Here is a 21,548-nt window from a genome sequence, read left to right on the forward strand (position 1 = left end):
CGCAGCCTCGTCCATGCAAGCGCGCGCGCCGTAAAGTCGAATTTACGAAACTAAACTGGATTTAATGAAGCTCGGCTTCGTGCTAGGGCTATGTGGTTATTGTACAATTTCGCAACCGACAGTCAGCCTTGTCGGTGGCAATTGGGCAGGCTCCTGCCATCTGCGAGCGGCCGTGGTGCCAAGGAAGTCGCAATGCCGAAGGTGCTGCTGATCGAGGATCACGACGAGACCGCCCAGCAGATCGCGGCTGAACTGGCTGGTCGTGGATACGAGGTCGACCGGGCGGCGACGGGCATTGAGGGGCTCGACAAAGCTCGCGCAGGCCGGGCCGATGTCATGATCGTCGACCGTCTGCTTCCCGGAATCGACGGCCTGACCATTATCGAGGTTGCCAGGCAGGAGCAGGTGCGCACCCCCGTTCTGGTCTTGAGCGCCCTCGGAGCGGTGGATGACAGAATTCGCGGGTTGCGGGCCGGCGGTGACGACTATCTGACCAAACCATTTGCGATCCTGGAGCTGATTGCGAGGATTGAGGCCCTTCTGCGAAGGCCTGGTGAAAGCCGCGACACCGTGCTGCGGGTCGGACCACTTGAAGTCGATTTGCTGGAGCGCACCGCTACGCGCGAGGGTCGCCCGCTTGATCTTTTGCCGCGCGAGTTTCGGCTACTCGAATACATGATGCGCCGGGTCGACCAACTGCTCACGCGAGCGATGCTGTTTGAAGAAGTCTGGAACTACAAGTTCGTGCCCCAGAGCAATCTCGTCGATGTGCATATGGGCCGGCTCCGCCGCAAGGTCGATCCGGCCGGTCAGCCGCCGATGATACTAAATATCCGGGGAGAAGGATTTATGTTGCGTGCGCCTTCCTAAGATTATTCGAACGAGAGCCTTCCGATCGACCATTCTTCGCGGGAGCATGGTCGCAATCGGCGCGTTCGCGATCTGCGTCTTCCTGATCATCGCCTTCATCTACTGGCCGACTTCCAGATACGTGACCGCGAGTGTCGATCGGCTGATTATCGATCGCGCCAATACGTTCTCCAGCCTTCCTCCACAGCAGCGGCTCCAAGCCCTCCAGCAACACCTCGACGGGGATCCGCGGCGGGTGAAGCTCGGCGGCCTCTTCGACGCGCACGGAAACCGTGTGATCGGAAACATTGAAAGTTTGCCGCGCAACCTACAGCCAGACACCCCACCACAGCAGCTTTCAGTGGTGCGGATAGATGCCGCCGGCCGCGAGCAACAGTTGGCGCGCGCCGTCGCACGCAAGCTTGATGATGGAGCGATCCTCCTCATCGGCCGGAACACCGACGAACTGTCTGAAATCGGCAGCACGATAGAGCGAGCAGTCGCATGGGGGCTCATTCCTTCGCTGTGCCTTGGTTCGCTGTTTGGAGCATTCCTGAGCATCAGGACGCAACAACGGCTCGACCAGTACAACCGGCAGATCCAACGCATCGTGGCGGGCGAATTGCGCGAACGCTTGCCGGAACAAGGTGGGGCTCCGTTCACCGAGCTGGCGCGGCTTATCAATGCAATGCTGGATGAAATGGAGGAGCTTCTGCGTAGTGTTGCCGGAGTGGGCGACGACATCGCTCACGACCTGCGAACGCCGCTCACGAATGTGCGGATGACCCTGGAGAGCGGACGGCACAAAGCGAAGACTCTTGACGAGCTGAAGGAGGCTGTCGATCGCGCCATCGGGGGGCTCGACCAATCATTAACGATGGTCACTGCCCTGCTCCGCATCACCGAAATCGAGCATAGTCGGCGTTTGGAGGGGTTCCGTGAGGTCGACCTGGCGGAGTTGGTACGCGACGTTGGAGAGCTCTACGAGCCTATGGCCAAAGACAAAGGCGTAACCCTGGTCGTAGAAGCCAAAGAGAAGATGGTGGTTCAGGGCGATCGCGACCTGCTGTTCGAGGCCATTGCAAATCTCGTCGACAACGCCGTGAAATTCACGCCGGAATGCGGGCATATCGAACTCAAGCTCTGTCGCATCGGAGAAAAGAGCATCGTGCACGTCAGCGACACCGGGCGCGGAATCGCGCCGAGCGAGCGTGACCTCGTCACGAGACGCTTCTATCGATCCGACAAAAGCCGCGGAGAGCCTGGGCTTGGATTGGGTCTGAGCCTGGTGGTTGCGATCGCAAAATTGCACGGAGTTCAGTTCGGGCTGTCGCCAGCGCCAACCGGACGGGGTTGCGTTGCGGAGATCGTGTTCGAACGCGGTCCACCGCAAGTCAGTTGAGAGCATCGCGACGCGTCTGTACGAGCAGATCTGCCCAGGCGCCCGGCGATAGCCATGACCCTAAATTCGAGTTTAACTTTGCCGCTGAGAATTTAGTGGCCCCAATCCGCCGGCCGCGTATCTCTACTCCTAGCTAAGGCGCCTCTAAGCCGACGCGTCGAACCGCTCCTATCGGTTCAACGGAACTCTCGTTGGTTCAGAGGGCGATTTGCAAATCGATGATCAGGAGATGCCGATGCGGCGACGATTGTTCGTGGCAGCGCTTGCGCTGCTTTGCGCCAGCGCAGCCAGCGACGCGCAAACAACCGCCGGCCCCTCGGCAATGGGTGCGACTTCCCCGATGGGCACACTGGGCTCCAACGGAACGAGCAGCAGCTTTACTGGCGCCGGCGTCCCGCTTGGGGCAACCGAAATCGATTCTGGCGGTCTAGGTCCGACGGTTAGCGCGTCCTGCAATGCGACTGGCTCGACGGGCGCAATGGGTACGTCGTCGACCTCTTCTACGGGTGCAACGAGCAGCTCTTCATCCTCGTCATCGACCTTCGACGGCGGCGGCATGACACCGAGCTCAAGCTGCGCCACGACATCAAGCAGCACAACCTCTTCAAGCCAGCCTGCGGCCTCGACGGCGGGCGTGGTTGGCGGCACGATCCCGCTGGGTGCAACGGAGGCCGATACCAGCGGCGAAAGCCCGATGACAGCGGTACCGCTACCCAACACTTCGGGCACTGCGTACACCACGGCGCCATGCACGTCCGGCTCCTCCGCTTCCTCGATGAGCGGCGCTACCGGCATGAACAATTTTTCATCCTCATCAGGCTGCTGACTGCTTCAGGGAGCGTTGCATGCGCAAGCTATGGCTCGTTATTCTCGCTGGCGTGGTGGTTGCCGGAGGAGCTGCATTGGCCGCCCGGCAAATCCGCCCGCCCAAACCGAACATGGTTGGCGTTGCGCCGGATTCGGTGCCGGTCGTGGCGGGAACGGTGGTTCGTCACGACGTGCCGATCTACCGGCGTGGCGTAGGCACGGTGATTGCCTATAACAACGTCATCGTGCGCAGCCAGATCACCGGCCAGCTCATCAAGATCGCCTTCACGCAGGGACAGACCGTCAAAAAAGGCGATCTCCTCGCCGAGATCGATCCGCGCCCTTATCAAGCGCAGCTCGATCAGGCGATCGCCAATCGCGATCGCGATCAGGCGCAAGTCGACAATGCACAGGCCAATCTGAACCGGTACGTGCCGCTGGCCAAGAACGGTTGGGCAAGCACGCAGCTCGTCGATACCACGAAGGCCCAATTGGCCCAGCTTCAGGCGATGGTGAAGTCCGATGAGGGCGTCATCGAGCAAGCGAAGACGAATTTGAGCTATACGCAGCTGACATCTCCAATCGACGGCGTGACCGGCCTTCGCCAGGTCGATATCGGCAACATCATCCATCCGACCGATACAGCTGGCCTAGTGGATGTGACCCAGATCCAGCCAATCTCATTGCTGTTCTCGCTTCCCCAGACCGACTTTGTGGAGATCAATCGGGAGATGGCCAAGGGACCACTGAAGGTGCTCGCCTATAGTCAGGATGACAAGACCCAGCTCGACGAGGGCAAGCTTGATCTGGTGGACAACCAGATCGTCCAGACCACCGGCACGATCAAGCTACGGGCGAGCTTTCCCAATGCGAAACGGATGCTTTGGCCGGGCGAACTCATCAATGCGCGACTCTTTCTCGAAACCCGCCACAACGGGTTGACCATTGCCGCCTCAGCCATTCAGCAGGGACCACACGGGCCCTTCGTCTGGATGATCGGGGCAAACGAAACGGTGACGACGCGGCCAGTGAGGGTTGCCGAAATCAGCGATGGCAGCGCGCTGATCGATTCAGGGCTTCAGGCCAACGAGAAGATTGTGATCGATGGGCAATACAGGCTTCAGCCTGGTACCCGCGTGCAGGAGCTCCAGGGCAGCGCAGCGCAGGAAGCAGATCTCCAGAACTCCGTCGAGCAGGAAATCCCATGAACATATCCGCGACGTTCATTCACCGGCCGATCGCGACGGTGCTGCTGATGGCCGGGCTGTTGCTCGGCGGACTGGTCACCTATCGCCTGCTTCCCGTCGCCTCCCTGCCGAACGTCAACTTCCCGACGATCTCGGTGACCGCGAGGCTGCCTGGCGCCGATCCGCAGACCATGGCCTCGTCGGTTGCGACACCCCTTGAGCAGCAATTTTCGCAGATCCCCGGTTTGACCCAGCTGACCTCTGCGAACGCACTCGGCTACACCCAGCTCACCGTGCAATTTGACCTCAGCCGCGATATCGACAGCGCGGCGACCGACGTTCTCGCCGCGATCAACGCGGCGACGCCATATTTGCCGACAGGAATTCCCTACCCTCCGACCATCCGCAAGGTAAACCCTGCGGACACGCCGATCCTGGTGCTCGGCTTGACGTCCAACACCTTGCCGCTCACGACGGTGGATGCCTTTACCGAAAACATCCTGGTGCCGAAACTCTCGCAGATCGGGGGCGTCGGTCTGATCGGTATTGGCGGGCAGCAAAAGCCGGCGATCCGGGTCCAGGTCGATCCGCAGGCACTTGCCAATCGCGGCATCGGCCTGGAAGACGTCCGCAACGTGCTGATGCAGGCCAATGTTGATCAGCCGAAGGGCACGCTGAACAGTCCGCACCAGACCTTTACGCTGGGCACCAACGATCAGCTGCTCAAGCCGGACGCCTACAAGAACCTGATCGTCGCGTACCGCAACGGCGCACCGGTGCACGTCAGCGACATCGGCAACGTCATCGAAGCATCCGAGAACAACCAGATCGGCGCTTTCGTCAACAAACAACCGGCGATCATCCTGGCCATTCAACGCCAACCCGGCGCCAACGTCATCCAGACCGTCGACCTGATCAAGTCCCAGCTGCCTCAGCTACAGGCCGCGCTGCCGCCGGGCATCAAGCTCGATATTCTGTCCGACCGCACCCAGACGATTCGAGCCTCCGTTTCCGACGTGCAGTTCACGCTGCTCTTGACGGTCGCACTTGTCGTGATGGTCATTTTCGTCTTCCTGCGCAATTTCTGGGCCACGGTAATACCCGCCATCACCGTACCGCTATCGCTGATCGGCACCTTCGCCGCCCTCTATGCGCTCGGATACAGCCTGGACAATCTCTCGCTGATGGCACTATCGATCGCGATCGGCTTTGTGGTGGACGACGCCGTCGTGGTGATCGAGAACATCGTCCGCCATCTTGAAGCAGGATTGAGTCCGATGGAGGCGGCCCTGAGGGGTTCGCGCGAAATCGGTTTCACGATCATCTCGATCACGCTGTCGCTGATCGCAGTCTTTATCCCGCTGTTCCTGATGGGCGGCTACGTTGGAAAGCTGTTCCAGGAATTCGCGATCACGGTGAGCGTGTCGCTGATCCTCTCGCTCGTGATCTCGCTGACGCTGACCCCGATGATGTGCTCACGCCTGCTCCAGCATGACACGGGCAATCATGGATGGCTCTACCGGCAGTCCGAACGCGCCTTTGACGGGCTGCTTGCGCTCTATGAACGTGGACTGAAGCTGGCGCTACGCCACCGCCTCATCACACTGATGACGATGTTCCTGGCCATCGCCGTAACCGGCTATCTGTACGTCGTTATTCCAAAGGGCTTCTTTCCGCAGCAGGACACCGGCCTGATCGTCGGGGTCGCCGAAGCCGCACAGGATATCTCCTACCCCGCAATGAGCCAGCGCATGCACGCCATCATCGCCAAGGTGGTCGAGGATCCCGCGGTCCTGTCCGTGGGCTCCGCGATCGGCGCCGGTGGCGGGGTGGCCACGGTCAATCAGGGACGCGTCTTCATTACGCTCAAGCCGCGCGAGCAGCGCGACGCCAGTGCAGACGGAGTGATCAACCGGCTCCGAACCAGGCTCGCCTCGGTGGAGGGCATCACGCTTTACATGCAAGCCGCCCAGGACATCACGGTCGGTGCGCGGCTGGCCAAGACCCAGTTTCAATATACGCTGACCGATTCCGACCAGAACGAGCTCAATCACTGGTCGGCCATCTTCCTGGACAAGCTGAAGAGCATTCCAGAGATTGCCGACGTGACGACCGACCAGGAGAACGCCGGGCCGCGCCTTGATGTTGCCGTTAACCGGGAGGTCGCGTCAAGCTTCGGGATTCTCCCTTCGGCCATCGACAATACGCTCGACGACGCCTTTGGCCAGCGCATCGTCTCCACCATCTTCACGTCGCTCAACCAGTATCACGTGGTATTGGAAGTCCTTCCGCGCTTCCAAACCAGCCCAACTGTGCTGCAGCAGATCTATCTCAACTCCTCCAACGGACAACAAGTCCCGCTGAGCACACTCACCAAAAGCACCGTCACCGCCGCGCCGATCGTTATCAACCATCAGGGAATGTTCCCCTCGACCACGATTTCGTTTAACCTGAAACCGGGCGCGGCGCTGGGGACCGCGGTTGCCGCGATCCAGCAGTTCGAGCGCACCAGCGGCAAGCCGCTCTCGCTCGCCACCACCTTCCAAGGCAACGCGAACGCATTCCAGGCGGCACTTTCCGGCGAGCTAGTGCTGGTCCTCGCGGCGCTGATCGTCATCTACATCATCCTCGGCGTTCTGTACGAAAGCTTTATTCATCCCATCACCATCCTCTCCACCCTGCCCTCCGCCGGCATCGGCGCGTTGCTTCTCCTCATCGTCGTGCATATGGATCTTAGCGTGATCGCGATCATTGGGATCATTCTGCTGATTGGCATCGTCAAGAAGAACGGCATCATGCTGGTCGACTTCGCCCTCGAGGTGGAGCGCAATGAAGGGCTGACATCCGAGCAATCGATCTACCAGGCCTGCGTGCTCCGCTTCAGACCTATTCTGATGACGACCATGGCAGCGCTTTTGGGCGGGGTGCCGCTGATGCTGGGCACCGGTACCGGATCCGAGATACGACAGCCGCTCGGATATACGATCGTTGGTGGGTTGATACTTTCGCAGCTGCTGACGCTGTTCACCACGCCTGTGGTCTACCTCTATCTTGATCGCCTGCAGCAGACGTTCCGGCGCCATCCCGCGCCGGCGCAGGAGGCTGCGTCAAGCTCCACCGCGGCTTGAGATTCCGGCCACCAACCTGCGCCGAGCGCTCGGTCGCGCCCCCGATTCAGCTAACACAGAATTTATCCGCCTCGATCGCGAAAATGCGCAAGCTTGCCAGCGAGGCGTCCAGCCTCCCGCCGGAGGCGGCCGATGTCATAGCTAAGCGGCTGGAGGTTTCGCCTCGCGACGTTCTGAAGATTGACCCCGCCTGAATGGCGACGTGTCGCAGTCGCTGGTGGACCTATCGCCCATTGCCGAGATGATCGTGGCTGAGGACGACGAAGCGGCCGCCTTGCTTCGAACATTCGCGGCTCGCGTGTTGTCAGCGCATCCAGTGCCGCGTTAAGGTGCGCCAGAATTCCGTTCGCCCGCCTCTATCTGCCGCATGCGCTCGCTGGAAATCCAGAGTTCGCGCGCCAGTTCATCGAGCGCAGGAGACTTCTCGCTCGCCCCCTTTGGTAAAGGTCAAGCGGACTGAAGGCATTTGAGGCCGGATGCGGAGCTGCGTTCGTCAGAAGTCGAACTTCAAAGAAGAAGCCGCATAGGCGTCGCCGACTGGCGGGCCGACCAATCAAGCCAGCTTCCAACTTGAACATCACGACGAAGCCCGAGCGAACGAAATCTGCACGACGCAACCCGGCCCGGGCAAGATCGTAAATTGGAAACCGTGCAGCTTTATGATCGCGTGCACCAGGCTCAGCCCCAGTCCAAGGCCCGGCGCCGCACGACGGGTCCTCTCCGATCGGTAAAAGCGTCTGGTGACGAGATCTCGCTCCGCTTCAGGGATCCCAGGGCCACTATCGGTGATACGGACGAAGTCCTCGTTTTCGGTACGGCATAGCTTCAGTTCGACCCGGCCGCCTTCCGGAGTATATTTCACGGCGTTGTCGACCAGATTTGAAATAGCTTCGAGCAGGAGATCGCGGTCGCCCCAGGCAATGATTTCGCCGTTCGCCTCCACGGTCAGAGCGACGCCTTTCTGTTCGGCGAGCGGCTCATAGAGTTCTCCGGCTGCTCGCACGAGTTCCGTTAGTGAGACATCGGAGAATCTCGCCAAGCGCTTATTCTGATCGATGTCGGCGATACGAAGCAACGCCGTGATGATGTTAAGCGATCGATCAAGCCCTCCAATGGCCTGCTCAAACACCATTTGTACCTCGTCGAGGCGCGTTGCGTCGTCGCGGCCGCGCTCAAGAACCATCCTGACGAACGTCAGTGGCGTGCGCAGATCGTGTGCGATCTGATCTCCAACGCCGGCAAGCCCGCGGATGAGAGCCTCGATCTCATCTAGCATTGCATTAAACAATGTTGCAAACTCATCCAACGGATCGTTCGTGCCCCTCAGCGGCACGCGCTCGCGCAAATCCCCTGTCAGGATTTTCTGAACCGATCGGTCAAACACATCGATACGTGCGCGCGCCCTCCTGCTCATGAGGGCTCCGGCCGCCAATCCGAAGCACAGGACCGGGACAACACTCAAGGCCAAAGCGTCATCGACCGCACTTCCCGCTCGCCTTACTTCGTCGATGCTGCGACCGACGACCAGCCTCGATCCATCGGCAAGTCGACGGACAATAGCGCGCGCTACCTTTTCCTCGCGCCCCAAGGGGTCGACGCGTATCATGACACGTTCACGAGCGAATTCGCTAGCGACTAGCCCAAATGGCAGAGTTTCGACATTGCCACCGAGGCGGCTGCCATCCTCTGCGAACAGCCCTATCAGATGCACCCGGCGCAGATCCCGCTCGAGGAACTGCTGAAACTCCTGATTCAACCTCTGGGTTGGGAGTGTTGAAAAGACATCGGCCAGATCGGTAATCGCCTGATCGATGTCAGCGATCGCATGCCTGGAGATCCACCAATGCAAAAATCCCCATGTCAGCAGCAAGCATATCGCGCACACGCCTGAAAACATACCGGCCCAGCGGAAGCTCGTCGACGCCAGTCGCTTATGCGGGCTCATTGGCATGGCTCAACGCGCAGCTTTCGATACGCTGGCCGCGGCATAAACCCACGCGCGATTGATGCCATCATCAGCTGGTCCGTAGCTGCGCCGCGCGTGGCATCACCGCTTCAGCCTGCATTTCTGACAGGACTTCAGCGGCTGCTTTGGCAGAGTCGCCTGAGACGATCGAGCTCATCATTGAGCCTCCACGGAAGAACCCGCACGCTGCACAACTAGCGTGGACGATTTGATCGTGCGCGTTCGATTATCTCGTTTGATTTTCCCTGTCAAGCGCTGGCGATTCAATCGCGCGCGATCTATACTGTGGTATATTTTGTGGAGGTTCCAGTGGCGATCCGAGAGAAGCGTCAGATCCGACAAAAGACCCAAACGAAGCGCGGTCCTGCGTTGAACGAATTGCTGTGCTTCTCGATCTATTCGGCGGGGCATGCATTCAATCAGTTTTACCGCCCGCTGCTGAGCAGAATAAGACTCACGTATCCTCAATACTTGGTGATGGTGGTGCTCTGGGCGCGGGATGACCGTACGGTCAAAGAATTGGGCGAGGCGCTTTTCCTTGAGTCGAACACATTGACCCCGATCCTGAAGCGGCTCGAAGGCATCGGCCACATCGTCCGCACGCGTGATCCCGAAGACGAGCGGCAGGTTCGCGTGCGCCTGACGGATCGGGGCCTCGCGCTGCGTCCCGAAGCCGCGAATATAGGAGCCTGTGCCGAAGAAGCCCTCGGGATGTCCGAGGGCGAACTCGTCAGGGTCCAGCGCGAAGTATCCGGCATCCGCGACCGGCTGCTGGACTACCAGCGGAAAGTCGACTCCCGTCTCTCCGATAGATGACTAGCGATCAGCGAAGCGCCGCTAAATTCGGATTTAATGCAGGAAACGCGAGTTTAGTGGCCTGAGTTTTTCGGCGATCTATTGTCCCCTAGTCTCCAGAAGCCAATGGGAAATCAGATGGATCGATATCAGCAGGACGGTACCTCCGGAATCCTGAGCGTCCCCCGAACTGCCGGCGACAGAGGTCCACGCGCTCGAATGAACGGCGAAGGCCTCCCTCTTTTGCTGCAGGAGGTCAATCATCGGATTCGGAATCTGCTGGCCATGATCGAAGCGGTTCTTGGACAGACGGAATCTCGGATCGTGCACGATTACCGCCAAAAGGTGATCGCCCGAATTTCCGGCTTGAGCGACTTTTATGAAGTGATGTACCGATCGGACACAGGGAGAATCCGGCTCGCTGAATTGCTGGAGCAGACGATGCGTTCCTGTTGCGCACGAAGCGGTCAGGTCGTCTTGGGCGGACCCGATGTAGAACTTGGATCGCAGCTGGCACTTTGGTTGCACTTGGTCGTTCATGAGCTCGCCACGAACGCCAGGAAATACGGGGCGCTGAGTTCAACAGGCGGGACTGTCAATCTAACCTGGGAGGTCCAGCAGACACTCGGAGCCGCCGGTAAGCTCGCCCTTGTCTGGTACGAGGCTGGCGGGCCGGAGGTGAAGCAGCCCAAGCGCCGCGGTTTTGGTTCGCGCCTGATTACGAAGGCTCTCGACCAATACGGCGACGTGCAACTCCACTTCGGGCCGGCGGGCGTTGCTTGTTCCATGCTCATCAATCTAGATCGAGATTTGGGCCCGTAGCGAGCGCAATGCGGCGACGACGCTCGTCGCAGAATCGCCGCGCGCGAGAGGCTTGACGAGCCTGCCGTGGGTAGGCTCGGCAGAGGTCCAGCAGATCGCCAAGACGACCAGTGACCAGGCGGCCGAGGATCGACTTTCACCTGCGATGTCGCCCTGCCAACCGGGTGGGCCGCACACTATCTCGCGATAAACGGCAAACGCTGGCGTAGCTGCTGGCGCTGTCCACGACGCCTGTGGTCTACCTCTATCTTGATCGTCTGCAGCAAACGTTCCGCGACCGGCCCGCGCCGGCGCAGGAAGCTGCGTCAAGCTCCACCGCCGCTTGAGATCCCCGCCACCAACCTGCCTCGAGCGCGCAGTCGGTCGCGCCCCCCGTTCAGCTAACAGGCGAATTTAAACGCCGGAATTGCCTTTTAATAGCGCATCGGCAGCTCGTTCCCTAATCCATAGATGCTGGGCTCAATCATCGGAGCTGCATCATGCAGGACTGCAACGTAGCCGTCGCGCAAACCAGTTTGAAAACCACGGCGATCAATCGGACGGAGTCATCCCCGTTTGGACGGTACGCTGGCGCCATACGCCGTTTCGAGATGCTTGAACAGGAGCAAGAGCAGCAGCTTGCGCGCCGCTGGCAAGAGCTGGGCGATCAAACAGCTGCTGACGCCCTCGTGACCAGCCATCTTCGGCTCGCCGCGAGCGTGGCGAAGCGCTACCGGGGATATGGCCTCCCGCTCGCTGACATCATCTCCGAAGCCAATCTCGGTTTGGTCATGGCCGCAACACGATACGAGCCGGCTCGAGGCTCGCGCTTCTCGACCTACGCGCTGTGGTGGATCAAGGCTACGATCCACGACTACATTCTTCGATCCTGGTCCCTGGTCAAGATCGGAACGACGGCCGCCCAGAAGAAGCTGTTCTTCAGTCTCAGGCGCGAAATGAGGAAGCTTGCCAGCGAGACGTCCAGCCTCACGCCGAAGGTGGCCGATACCATCGCTAAGCGGCTGGAGGTTTCGCCTCGCGACGTTCTGGAGATGGACCGCCGCCTGAATGGCGACCTGTCGCTGAACAGGCTCGTTAGCGAAGATAGCGAGACGGTGGACTGGCAGTCGAGGCTGGTCGACCCATCGCCGACGGCGGAGGCGCTCCTGGCCGAACACGACGAATCTGAGCAGCAAGCACGCGCGCTGCGCGCCGCAGTGGATACTCTTACGTCACGCGAACGACGGGTGTTCGAGGCGCGCCGGCTAAACGACCGCCCTGCCACGCTCGAGGTCCTGGCGTGCGAACTGTCGATCTCTAGCGAGCGCGTCCGGCAAATCGAAACCTGCGCGTTTGAAAAGGTCAAGCGGGCCGCCAGGAGGAACCTCAGGCCGGACAGGTCGGCATCGAATTCCGAGCCGGAGGAGCGCAATAAACAGATGGAAGCGGCATAGAGCTTTCTTCGACAACGGCGGCGGGCCTATCACCGCCGGTTCGGGCTCGCGCGGGACCGTAAAGCTCGCCGGAGCGCCTTGGACGCAACACGAGTGAGGCCGATAATGCGACGTTCGTAATCGCACGCTGGAGAGCGGGGCAATCGCCTGACGCTTCATTTCTCCGGCGTTCTGGATGTCATTCTGGAGACGGGAATATGGCCGCGTCCCGGAGATCCACAGAGGGATCATGATGACGTTTCCACGCGGTTGTCTGGATCCGCGCAGTCGCCCGGAGTCAAGAGAGGCTTGAGCGATCGAGTGCGGGTGATTCGACCCTGTGCAGAAGGTCCCGCAGCCGCACGGGCCGCAAGTCTGCTCCAACGTGTCGCAATCGATCGAACGATCGATCTGGAATGTTCCTGCCGGTCCTATTTCTCGTCGGGAGAGCAGTGTCGGACGGCATTGGGCTGACCGAATGATGGATCAGCCCAATGCTGCTTGGAAGCCAACGTTGGCACGCGCGGCTTATCGACTCAAAACGGCTGAGGCTCGCAAGGGACATTGTCGCCCGTCCACGGCGCCGTCGCAAATGCGCCCACGCGGGGGGCCGGAACGCACACACGCCCATCAACGTCACGCTCGGCCGTGGAGGCAGCCGCCGCCACATGCCGCTGGGCTACGTAGTGCTCGCGAGCCATGGCGGGCGTCGCAAGCATCGCGGTCGCGATCAGTCCGGCCGACAACAGCTTGATTTTGGTCATCGAACTACTCCTATGAAGGGTGAAGCCAAACCATTTGGCTTTCACCCACACAGGTCGGAGTCGATGCCGGGATTCGAAATGCAATATTCGCTCACGGACGTTCAACGCGCTGTGAGTTACTGCCCAAGGGAAGCAAGCTCCCGGTTGACAGTCAATCTACACACAACGAATCGTTACTCTGCGCTTGCGGCGCCTTTCCTACTTCTCTGTATGAAAGGACTTTCGTCATGAAGAAGATCTGTGTTCTCCTAGTCGCCCCCTTTCTCGGTCTTATAACCAACCCGACATTCGCCCGTGGGGGAATGGGCTTGCATCAGACGCTCAGGACAGGCGGCGTCTTCGGCTCCAGCGCAGCTACACCCGGGACGAACTCGTTGGGTACAGCGCTGTCGTCGGACGCCGTGAGCAACGGCCATCGCATGAATGGCCCTTTGCTGGGGACCAATCCCGCCATCGACCGTGAAGAGGCGAAGGTCGACAAGATGATTAATTCCCTCTGTCGGGGCTGTTGACTCCGGCGAAGCTCCGACTCGTTTTTCCGAACCAACTGACTCGATGCTGCGAGCAGAGGCTTAACGAGCACTGATAGCATTGCACAGCCGACGTTCTGCGCGTCGGCTTGCAAAATGTGGCCAGCTGCGAACGCGCATTGCACAGGATAGCGCCATAGCTCGTCGCCACGCCTTTCGCGCTGCGTCAAAAGCCTCAGGGGACAACGGCGCAATCTCTCGACGCCTCAACAGTCGCAAACCTCTGGGCCATGGTGGCCGAGCCAATTGAAGCCGCCGCACCGCTTGTAAACTCGAATTTAGTCGGCCTAAAAGCCAATTTAATAACTCCGCGCGCCAGTCTCGCTACCTTCTTGGACAGAACTTGCGATTCTGCGAGCAGCGGTGGCTGCCCTCCAGGTTCGTCCTCACTTTTCCAGAGGAGGCGTTAATGCCGACCAAAACAGTCGCCGACCAGTTCGTGGAAACCCTCGCGGCTGCGGGAATCAAACGCATCTATGGCGTGGTCGGCGATAGCCTCAACGGCCTCACCGACGCTATTCGCCGCCATGGGAAGATCGATTGGATTCACGTCAGGCACGAGGAAGTGGCGGCCTTTGCCGCCGGCGCCGACGCGCATCTGACGGGCGAACTCGCTGTGTGCGCGGGCAGTTGCGGACCCGGCAATCTTCACCTCATCAATGGACTATTCGATTGCCACCGTTCGCGCGTGCCCGTTCTTGCGATCGCTGCACACATTCCCTCACCTGAAATCGGCAGCGGGTACTTTCAGGAGACGCACCCGCAAGAGCTGTTTCGGGAATGCAGCCACTACTGCGAGCTCGTGTCCGGATCCCACCAGATGCCGCGCGCCTTGGAGACCGCGATCCGGGAGGCGGTCGGCAAGCGCGGCGCGTCAGTCCTCGTCATTCCGGGGGACGTCGCCTTGCAGATCGCTGCAGTGGCGCCACCGCCGAAGCGCGCAATGTTGCTACCACCTGTTCCGGTCGTCACACCCGCTCCCGCCGATCTCGATCGGTTGGCGAAATTGCTCAACGACGCAAGCCGCGTGACGATCTTGTGCGGCTCAGGATGCGCGGGCGCCCATGACGAGCTGCTCGCCCTCGGTGAACTGCTCCAAGCACCAATGGTGCACGCCTTGCGCGGCAAGGAGCATGTTGAATGGAGCAATCCCTATGACGTTGGAATGACAGGGCTGATCGGCTTTTCTTCCGGCTATTACGCCATGCGCGATTGCGATGTCCTGTTGATGCTGGGGACCGACTTTCCTTACAGGCAGTTCTATCCGGAGGCGGGTGGTGCGCGCATTGCGCAGGTGGATTTGCGGCCCGAGAATATCGGCCGCCGGGCCTCGGTCGATGTCGGAGTCGTTGGCGGCGTGAGCGAGACGCTTGCGGCGTTGCTGCCATTGCTCACGCAGAAGACCGACGCTGCGCATCTCGTGCAAGCCCAGCGACACTACGCCAAGGCGCGCAAGGGGCTTGACGAGCTTGCCGTCGGCAGGCCGGGCGGCGGATTGATCCACCCTCAGCAGGTCGCGAAGGCGATCAGCGACCAGGCAGCTGAAGATGCGGTATTCACCTGCGATGTCGGTCTGCCGACAGTGTGGGCCGCCCGCTATCTCGAGATGAACGGCAAGCGCCGGCTCCTCGGATCATTCTGGCACGGCTCCATGGCCAACGCGATGGCGCAAGCCCTCGGTGCGCAAGCCGCGTGTCCGGGTCGGCAAGTGATCTCGCTCTCTGGCGACGGCGGCTTCACGATGCTGATGGGAGATTTCCTTACCCTCGTTCAGCAGCGCCTTCCGGTGAAGGTCGTCGTGTTCAACAACAGTGCGTTGGGCTTCATCGAGCTCGAGCAGAAGTCGACAGGGATACTTGATTATGGAACCGAGCTCAAGAATCCGAACTTCGCAGCGATGGCCGAAGCCGCAGGGATTCGCGGCATTCGCCTCGAAGACCCGGCCGAGGTCGATAATGGAATCGCTGCGGCGCTCGCCCATGACGGGCCAGTTCTCATCGATGCGGTTGTGAACCGAACCGAGCTCGCGATGCCGCCCTCGATTACGCTGGAGATGGCGAAGGGCTTTACGCTTTACATGATCAAGGCCGTGATCAGCGGACGCGGCGACGAGGTCGTGGACCTCGCCCGCTCCAATCTTTGGCGCTGAGGGAGGCAGCAATGGAACTCACAGCGCTGCTTCTGTCGCGCCTTCAGTTCGCTTTCACCATCTCCTTCCACATCATCTTTCCATCGTTCACGATCGGCCTTGCAGCGTGGCTCACGATTCTGGAGGCATTGTACATCGCGACAGGACGCCCCGCCTACCGCGCGCTCTTCGAGTTCTGGCTCAAGATCTTTGGCGTTGCCTTCGGTCTCGGCGTGGTCTCCGGTGTGTTTCGGCATGGAATAAGGACCCCGTTTTCGGGGTGATCGGCATCCAATCGGGACCCCGGGATAAGGGTCCACAGTGGCTTCCATCGAGTCATGGAAGCCGAGGTTGGGATGCTGGTGGTGGAGACGATTGGTAAGATCCGTCGCGCCTACTTTGTTGATGGTCGTCCGATCAAGGCGATCTGCCGAGAACTTGGCGTATCGCGGAAGGTGGTTCGCAAGGTCATTCGTTCTCAAGCGACGGAGTTCCGGTATGAGCGCGAGACGCAGCCGCTCCCGAAGATGGGTGCCTGGAGTGCCGAGCTTGACCGGTTGCTGGCAGGGAATGAGAGCAAGGCGGCGCGGGAACGGCTGACGCTGATCCGGCTATTCGAAGAGCTTCGCGGCCTGGGTTACGCCGGCGGCTATGATGCGGTTCGTCGATACGCACGACGGTGGAGCAAGGAACGCGGCAGCTCGACAGCGTCGGCCTATGTGCCGCTCAGCTTTGCACCAGGTGAAGCCTACCAGTTCGACTGGAGCCACGAGGTCGTCCTGCTGAGCGGCACCACGGTGATGGTGAAGGCTGCTCATGTCCGGCTCTGTCACAGCCGCATGCTGTTCGTGCGGGCCTATCCGCGGGAGACGCAGGAGATGGTGTTCGACGCCCACGACCGGGCGTTCGCCCTGTTCAAAGGCACCTGCACCCGCGGCATCTACGACAACATGAAGACCGCCGTAGAGACGATCTTCGTCGGTAAAGGCCGTCTCTACAATCGCCGCTTCCTGCAGATGTGCAGCCACTATCTGGTCGATCCGGTCGCCTGTACGCCAGCGTCGGGGTGGGAGAAGGGGCAGGTCGAGAACCAGGTCGGGCTGGTCCGGGAACGCTTCTTCACGCCGCGGCTGCGGTTCAAAAACCTCGACGAGTTAAACGCCTGGCTGCTCGACAAATGCATCGCCTACGCCAAGGCTCATCGTCATCCGGAGCTGGCCGATCAGACGATCTGGGACGTGTTCGAAGCCGAACGCCCCAAACTCGTTCCCTATGCCGGCCGTTTCGACGGCTTCCATGCAGTGACAGCATCTGTCTCGAAGACCTGCCTGGTGCGCTTCGACAACAACAAGTACTCGGTCGCAGCCAGCGCAGTCGGACGACCGGTCGAGGTTCAAGCCTATGCCGATCGCATCGTGATCCGTCAGGACGGCCGGATCGTTGCCGAGCATCCGCGATCCTTTGGCCGCGGCGATACCGTCTACGACCCCTGGCATTATGTGCCGGTGCTCGCTCGCAAACCCGGCGCCTTGCGCAACGGTGCTCCCTTCAAAGACTGGGTGCTGCCGGCCGCGATCGAGCGGGTCCGGCGCAAGCTGGCCAGCACCGACGATGGCAATCGGCAGATGGTCGACATCCTCAACGCGGTGCTGACTGACGGTCTGTCCGCGGTGGAAGCGGCCTGTGCCGAAGCGCTCAGTCACAGCGTCCATTCCGCCGATGTCGTGCTCAATATCCTGGCCCGTCAACGTGAACCCGCCCCACCGGCCAACATCATGACGCCGGCCGCACTGACGCTGCGCCATGCACCGATCGCCGATTGTGCCCGCTACGACAACCTCCGGAGGACCATCTGATGGAACGAACCCAAATCTTTGACCTCATGGGCGAGCTCAAGCTCTACGGCATGAAGGCCGCCTTCGATGAGATCATGGCAACTGCGGTCAAGCGCCAGCACGAACCCCAGCGCATTGTCGGCGACCTGCTCAACGCCGAGATCAACGAGAAGCAGGCCCGCTCGATCAAGTACCAGCTCACCATCGCCAAGCTGCCGCTTGCCAAGGACATCGCCGACTTCCAGTTCGACGGGACGCCGATCAATCAGACTCTCGTCAATGATCTCGCTGGCGGCGGCTTCATCGCCCAGCAACGCAACGTCGTCCTGGTCGGCGGAACCGAGCCCGCTTCATAATGCTCACCTTTCTATCTCGTTAGAGTTCCAGTTCTTTTTGTAGCGGAGTGCCGGACGGCGGACGTCTGAGGCGCCGCGCGGTGGCGGCTCGTTTGACGTCAGCACGCTCAAGATCGGCTGCTTTGATGATCCAAGGTGCCCCTTTGCAAAGCTGGCCCGCCGCGAGCTGGTCGTCCTTGATCAGACGTCGCACGGTTGATGGGCTGACGGAGAGGGCCGCGGCCGCCTCGTCCAGAGTGACCTCGCCGCGGTCGTGGCGCTCGCCTTCACGATAGGCTGCGACGTCGTTGTGGCTGCGCAAGCTGCACACTCGCGACTTGGTCCAGCCATTGCCGCGCCCCGTGGTCTTGCCGGAGCGGTTTAGCACCGACGCGATCGCTTTGTCCGGCATCTGCCGCGCCAGCACGCGCACGAGATCGACTGTCTCTCCCGCTGCGCTCCAGCGGTGCTGGCCGGAGCGATTCTTCTTGACCTTGAGAGCGGAGTGGTCACCGCCGTGCCAGCGGATCACCAGATCGAGCGTGGTGTCCTCGACGCGGACGACGATCTCGTCGATCAGCGTTCGCACGATCCGCTTGCGCGTCTCGGGGGCCACGCTGGCACTCGACCAAGCACGCTCCAGGTCGGCGCCTAGCGTCATCAGCCGCTCCCGGTCGGCAGGTGTGAGATCAACAGCGGGCGAAGCCGTCAGTGCGTCCAGCTCGGTCTCCAGATTGCGCGCGACCGCCAGCCGGTCATTCCATCGCTTTTCCAGCTCGGCGGCGACGAGACGATTGGCGGGATCGACGGCATCGTATTGGCGGCGCGCCCGCCCGACCTCATAGCGAGCCTGCTCCAGCGCCAGTTCGACTTGGCCGCGTTTGTCTTCGTTCGCACGGCTGCGCGCAGCCTGCGCGGCGAGTGCCGCCTCGATACCGAGCGGCTGCAGGCGCTCGACCACCTCGGCGGCCACGTCACGATCGATCCGCATGCCGCCGAACGAGATGCAAGGGTCACCGCCATGATTGTTGGCGCCGCCCCGACAATGGTAGCGACCGGTGTTGCCGTCCTTGCCGGAGTAGGCGACGTGAAGTTTGCGCCCACAATGGCCACAGCGCAGCAGGCCGGCGAGCAGAGCCTCACCTCGGCGCAGGGCACCGCGGCTCATCGGGTTCTTGCCGTTGGCGTTATCCGCAATCAGGCCGAGGTTCCTCTCATGGTCCGCCCAGCTCAGATAACCCTCATGATGGTTCGGAATCAACACCTCCCAATCCTTGCGCTCCCTCTTGAAGCCGCGAACCACCTTCTTGCGGCCGGCCTCGATGCTGATGCGGCTGCCAGTGCGCCCGAATGCATACGCGCCCGCATAGATTGGGTTGGTCAGAATGTGCAGGATCGTGTTGTAGACCGGCAGCTTCCACTCGACCAGGCGGCCTTCGGCGCCATAGGTGACGGCCGGCAGCGGAACGCGCTCGTGTCTGAACCAGAGGTGCACCTGACGCACCGACTGCATCTCGGTGAACTTGGCAAAGACGAGCGCAATCGCCTCGCCGACGCGCCGATCCGGGTCCTTCTCGATACGGTTGTGGCCGACCCGCACGTAGCCGACGGCGACCGTCATGAACAGCTCGCCCCGGCGCGCCTTCTGCTTCAGCGCTTCGAGCGAACGCTGGCGCAGTACCGACAACTCCATCTCGCTCATGGTACCCTTCATGCCGAGCAGTAGGCGATCGTTGGGCTGTCGCGGATCGTAGACGCCGTCCTCGTCGGCGATCAGTGTGCCGACGAGACCGCAGAACTCGAGCAGGGTGTGCCAGTCGCGACCGTTGCGTGCGAGCCGCGACGCTTCGATCGAGACCACGACTCCGACGCGCACCTCACAGATGGCGGCCAGCAGCTTCTCGAAGCCGGGCCTCGCGACGCCACCACCGGAGCGACCGAGATCGTCATCAATGACGGCAACATCGCTCCAGCCCAGCTGTCGCGCGCGCTCCGGCAAATTGTACTGACGGCGCTTACTTTCCAGGTTGTGGGCGACCTGATCAGGCGTCGACTGACGGATGTAGACGACGGCCTGACGGGCGAGGTGCTCAGGCGTGACCTTGCTCATGAGCGGCCTCCCTCGTCTCTGCGGTTGGCGTGCCCGTCTCGATATTGGCGCCGTCGGCGAGGGCCTCGACCAGCAGCCTCTCGATCAGGCGGACGAGAGTGCTTCTCTGCGACGCCGGAATCGCGGGCGTCTGGCGATCCTCCTCGAACAGGCTTCGTTGCAAGTAGCGTCTTGGTTGCATGATCCCCTCCTTCACGCAGGGGCCGCGCCCCGCCTCGAGGCGATAAGCACATCGATTCGCGCCCGCAGCTCGACGAGCCTTTCGACAGCCAACCGAGGGCTTGCTGTGAGCGTTGCAGAGCGAGCAATATCCTCGCTCATCCAGGCCGGGATTAGGGCGAGTGTCCCGTCGGGCTGCACCACGACCAAATGGTCCTCGCCGGCGAAGCGCTTGCGGTGCTCGACCTGCACCATCTGCCCGGCCCGAGGATGGAACGGATAGAGGATCAAAACCTCGAACGCCAGACACCCGGCATTGTGACGCTGTCTCGACGGGCACCGGCAAGACCCATCTGGCCATCGCTATCGCGCGAAGCTGCATCCGATCCGGCGCCCGTGGCCGCTTCTATAACGTCGTCGACCTCGTCAACCGGCTCGAGACCGAGACCCGCAACGGTCGGCAGGGACGGCTCGCCGAGCATCTGACCCGCATGGACTTCATCGTTCTCGACGAGCTGGGCTATCTGCCGTTCGCGCAATCCGGCGGTCAGCTCCTGTTCCATCTCATCAGCCGGCTCTACGAGCGCACCTCGATCATTGTCACCACCAATCTTGCGTTCGGCGAATGGCCGAGCGTGTTCGGCGATGCCAAAATGACCACCGCGCTACTCGACCGATTGACCCATCACTGCGACATCGTCGAGACCGGCAACGACAGCTGGCGATTCAAAAGCCGCGACGATGTTCAAACAACCCGCGCTCGCGCCGTCTCCGCAACCCCGACCAGCTCCGACGACCCGAGCGCTACCAGCAGAGCACGCCGCTCAAAGGGGTCCCTTTTGGATGCCGATAGGGGGTCCCAGTCGAACGCCGATTGACAACAAGATAATCCCTTGGCCTCGCGATATCATAATTACGTCGATCCGACGGGATTTCGAGTCAGAGCCGGGTTCGATTCCGGTCGGGGCAAATTGTGGAATCCAGAACGGCATAGGCATCCCCGCTGCCGGAAGCCTGCTGTTTTATTTTTGTCGGCGAATACCGCGCGTCATCCTGCTGGTATTTGTGCTGGTATCGGCAGCAATCGACGATAAAAGTGACTTCAAATTCAAATGGTTATGGCTCTAGGCAATTATCGGCCAGGGGCACCATGGAAAAATTCGTAATAATACCAATAACTTAAGCCGCTGGTTCGATTCCGACTTTATCCGGATAATTGTCACGACCTATTGAAAATACAAGCAAAAGCCTACTGCAGCCATCCGCTTTGCTTGGTATTTTTGCTGGTATCTCCCAAGCCAAACGGGCCGCGGCGAATT

At 60.9% G+C, this 21,548-nt stretch carries 15 protein-coding genes and 4 pseudogenes; 13 read left to right on the forward strand and 6 right to left on the reverse strand.

Annotated elements, in window-relative coordinates:
* Positions 1–192 precede the first annotated feature (192 nt).
* Together ACTGJ9_RS01190 and ACTGJ9_RS01195 are read left to right on the forward strand one after the other, a co-directional pair.
* Entirely contained in the window at positions 193–870 is a 678-nt protein-coding gene (locus ACTGJ9_RS01190; RefSeq protein WP_456675579.1) for a response regulator transcription factor, read from the forward strand.
* Positions 871–916: 46 nt separating this feature from the next.
* A complete protein-coding gene (locus ACTGJ9_RS01195) occupies positions 917–2,251 on the forward strand; it encodes a sensor histidine kinase (protein ID WP_456675580.1) in 1,335 nt (444 codons plus the stop codon).
* Between the two features lie 222 nt (positions 2,252–2,473).
* Here ACTGJ9_RS01195 and ACTGJ9_RS01200 read toward each other — a convergent pair whose 3' ends face one another.
* Complete coding sequence (locus ACTGJ9_RS01200) at positions 2,474–3,052, reverse strand: hypothetical protein (RefSeq protein ID WP_456675581.1); 579 nt, start codon at positions 3,050–3,052, stop codon at positions 2,474–2,476.
* A gap of 44 nt (positions 3,053–3,096) precedes the next feature.
* Here ACTGJ9_RS01200 and ACTGJ9_RS01205 point away from each other — a divergent pair, with 44 nt between their 5' ends.
* Positions 3,097–4,266 carry an efflux RND transporter periplasmic adaptor subunit gene (locus ACTGJ9_RS01205; RefSeq protein WP_456675582.1) on the forward strand — a complete coding sequence of 390 codons (1,170 nt, stop codon included), beginning with the start codon at positions 3,097–3,099 and terminating at the stop codon, positions 4,264–4,266.
* Positions 4,263–7,373 (forward strand): efflux RND transporter permease subunit, encoded by a 3,111-nt coding sequence (locus ACTGJ9_RS01210; RefSeq protein WP_456675583.1) that lies wholly within the window; start codon positions 4,263–4,265, stop codon positions 7,371–7,373. Before ACTGJ9_RS01205 ends, ACTGJ9_RS01210 begins: the two co-directional genes overlap by 4 nt.
* Before the next feature lie 577 nt (positions 7,374–7,950).
* Here ACTGJ9_RS01210 and ACTGJ9_RS01215 read toward each other — a convergent pair.
* Positions 7,951–9,318: an ATP-binding protein gene (locus ACTGJ9_RS01215; protein WP_456675584.1), complete on the reverse strand. Its 1,368-nt coding sequence runs from the start codon at positions 9,316–9,318 to the stop codon at positions 7,951–7,953.
* A gap of 330 nt (positions 9,319–9,648) precedes the next feature.
* Between ACTGJ9_RS01215 and ACTGJ9_RS01220 the strand changes: the two genes are divergently transcribed.
* The 3 genes from ACTGJ9_RS01220 to rpoH all read left to right on the forward strand — a co-directional run bounded on the left by ACTGJ9_RS01220 (position 9,649) and on the right by rpoH (position 12,389).
* Positions 9,649–10,155 (forward strand): MarR family winged helix-turn-helix transcriptional regulator, encoded by a 507-nt coding sequence (locus tag ACTGJ9_RS01220; RefSeq protein ID WP_459115379.1) that lies wholly within the window; start codon positions 9,649–9,651, stop codon positions 10,153–10,155.
* A gap of 198 nt (positions 10,156–10,353) precedes the next feature.
* Positions 10,354–10,956, forward strand: a complete 603-nt coding sequence (locus ACTGJ9_RS01225) for a sensor histidine kinase (RefSeq protein ID WP_456675585.1) — start codon at positions 10,354–10,356, stop codon at positions 10,954–10,956.
* A gap of 479 nt (positions 10,957–11,435) precedes the next feature.
* Positions 11,436–12,389 (forward strand): RNA polymerase sigma factor RpoH, encoded by a 954-nt coding sequence (gene rpoH / locus ACTGJ9_RS01230; protein WP_456675586.1) that lies wholly within the window; start codon positions 11,436–11,438, stop codon positions 12,387–12,389.
* Positions 12,390–12,904: 515 nt separating this feature from the next.
* On the opposite strand, the gene ACTGJ9_RS01235 is transcribed toward rpoH, so the two are convergent.
* Positions 12,905–13,132, reverse strand: coding sequence for a hypothetical protein (locus ACTGJ9_RS01235; RefSeq protein ID WP_085351486.1), 228 nt, complete (start codon positions 13,130–13,132; stop codon positions 12,905–12,907).
* Positions 13,133–13,359: 227 nt separating this feature from the next.
* On the opposite strand from ACTGJ9_RS01235, the gene ACTGJ9_RS01240 reads away from it, so the two are divergent.
* From ACTGJ9_RS01240 to ACTGJ9_RS01260, 5 genes and pseudogenes are all read left to right on the forward strand, one after another.
* The gene (locus ACTGJ9_RS01240) at positions 13,360–13,644 is read left to right on the forward strand and encodes a hypothetical protein (RefSeq protein WP_456675587.1); all 285 of its coding nucleotides are present in this window, start codon (positions 13,360–13,362) and stop codon (positions 13,642–13,644) included.
* A gap of 427 nt (positions 13,645–14,071) precedes the next feature.
* Positions 14,072–15,811 (forward strand): ubiquinone-dependent pyruvate dehydrogenase, encoded by a 1,740-nt coding sequence (poxB, locus tag ACTGJ9_RS01245; protein WP_456675588.1) that lies wholly within the window; start codon positions 14,072–14,074, stop codon positions 15,809–15,811.
* A gap of 11 nt (positions 15,812–15,822) precedes the next feature.
* Positions 15,823–16,038 (forward strand): annotated as a pseudogene (locus tag ACTGJ9_RS01250) (cytochrome ubiquinol oxidase subunit I); the annotation flags it as partial.
* Positions 16,039–16,146: 108 nt separating this feature from the next.
* A pseudogene (gene istA / locus ACTGJ9_RS01255) lies at positions 16,147–17,668 on the forward strand (IS21 family transposase).
* Positions 17,646–17,966 (forward strand): annotated as a pseudogene (locus tag ACTGJ9_RS01260) (ATP-binding protein); the annotation flags it as partial. The pseudogenes istA and ACTGJ9_RS01260, both read left to right, overlap by 23 nt.
* Before the next feature lie 34 nt (positions 17,967–18,000).
* On the opposite strand, the gene ACTGJ9_RS01265 reads toward ACTGJ9_RS01260, so the two are convergent.
* The 3 genes from ACTGJ9_RS01265 to ACTGJ9_RS01275 are packed head-to-tail and all read right to left on the reverse strand — an operon-like array spanning position 18,001 to position 20,484.
* The gene (locus ACTGJ9_RS01265; protein WP_456675589.1) at positions 18,001–20,070 is read right to left on the reverse strand and encodes a recombinase family protein; all 2,070 of its coding nucleotides are present in this window, start codon (positions 20,068–20,070) and stop codon (positions 18,001–18,003) included.
* Entirely contained in the window at positions 20,051–20,251 is a 201-nt protein-coding gene (locus ACTGJ9_RS01270) for a hypothetical protein (protein WP_456675590.1), read from the reverse strand. Before ACTGJ9_RS01270 ends, ACTGJ9_RS01265 begins: the two co-directional genes overlap by 20 nt.
* An 11-nt stretch (positions 20,252–20,262) precedes the next feature.
* Complete coding sequence (locus ACTGJ9_RS01275; RefSeq protein ID WP_456675591.1) at positions 20,263–20,484, reverse strand: hypothetical protein; 222 nt, start codon at positions 20,482–20,484, stop codon at positions 20,263–20,265.
* Positions 20,485–20,561: 77 nt separating this feature from the next.
* Between ACTGJ9_RS01275 and ACTGJ9_RS01280 the strand changes: the two are divergent.
* Positions 20,562–21,107 (forward strand): annotated as a pseudogene (locus tag ACTGJ9_RS01280) (ATP-binding protein); the annotation flags it as partial.
* Positions 21,108–21,548: the final 441 nt, after the last annotated feature.

Origin of the sequence: Bradyrhizobium sp. RDM12 (assembly GCF_051917485.1) — a bacterium.
Classification (GTDB): domain Bacteria; phylum Pseudomonadota; class Alphaproteobacteria; order Rhizobiales; family Xanthobacteraceae; genus Bradyrhizobium.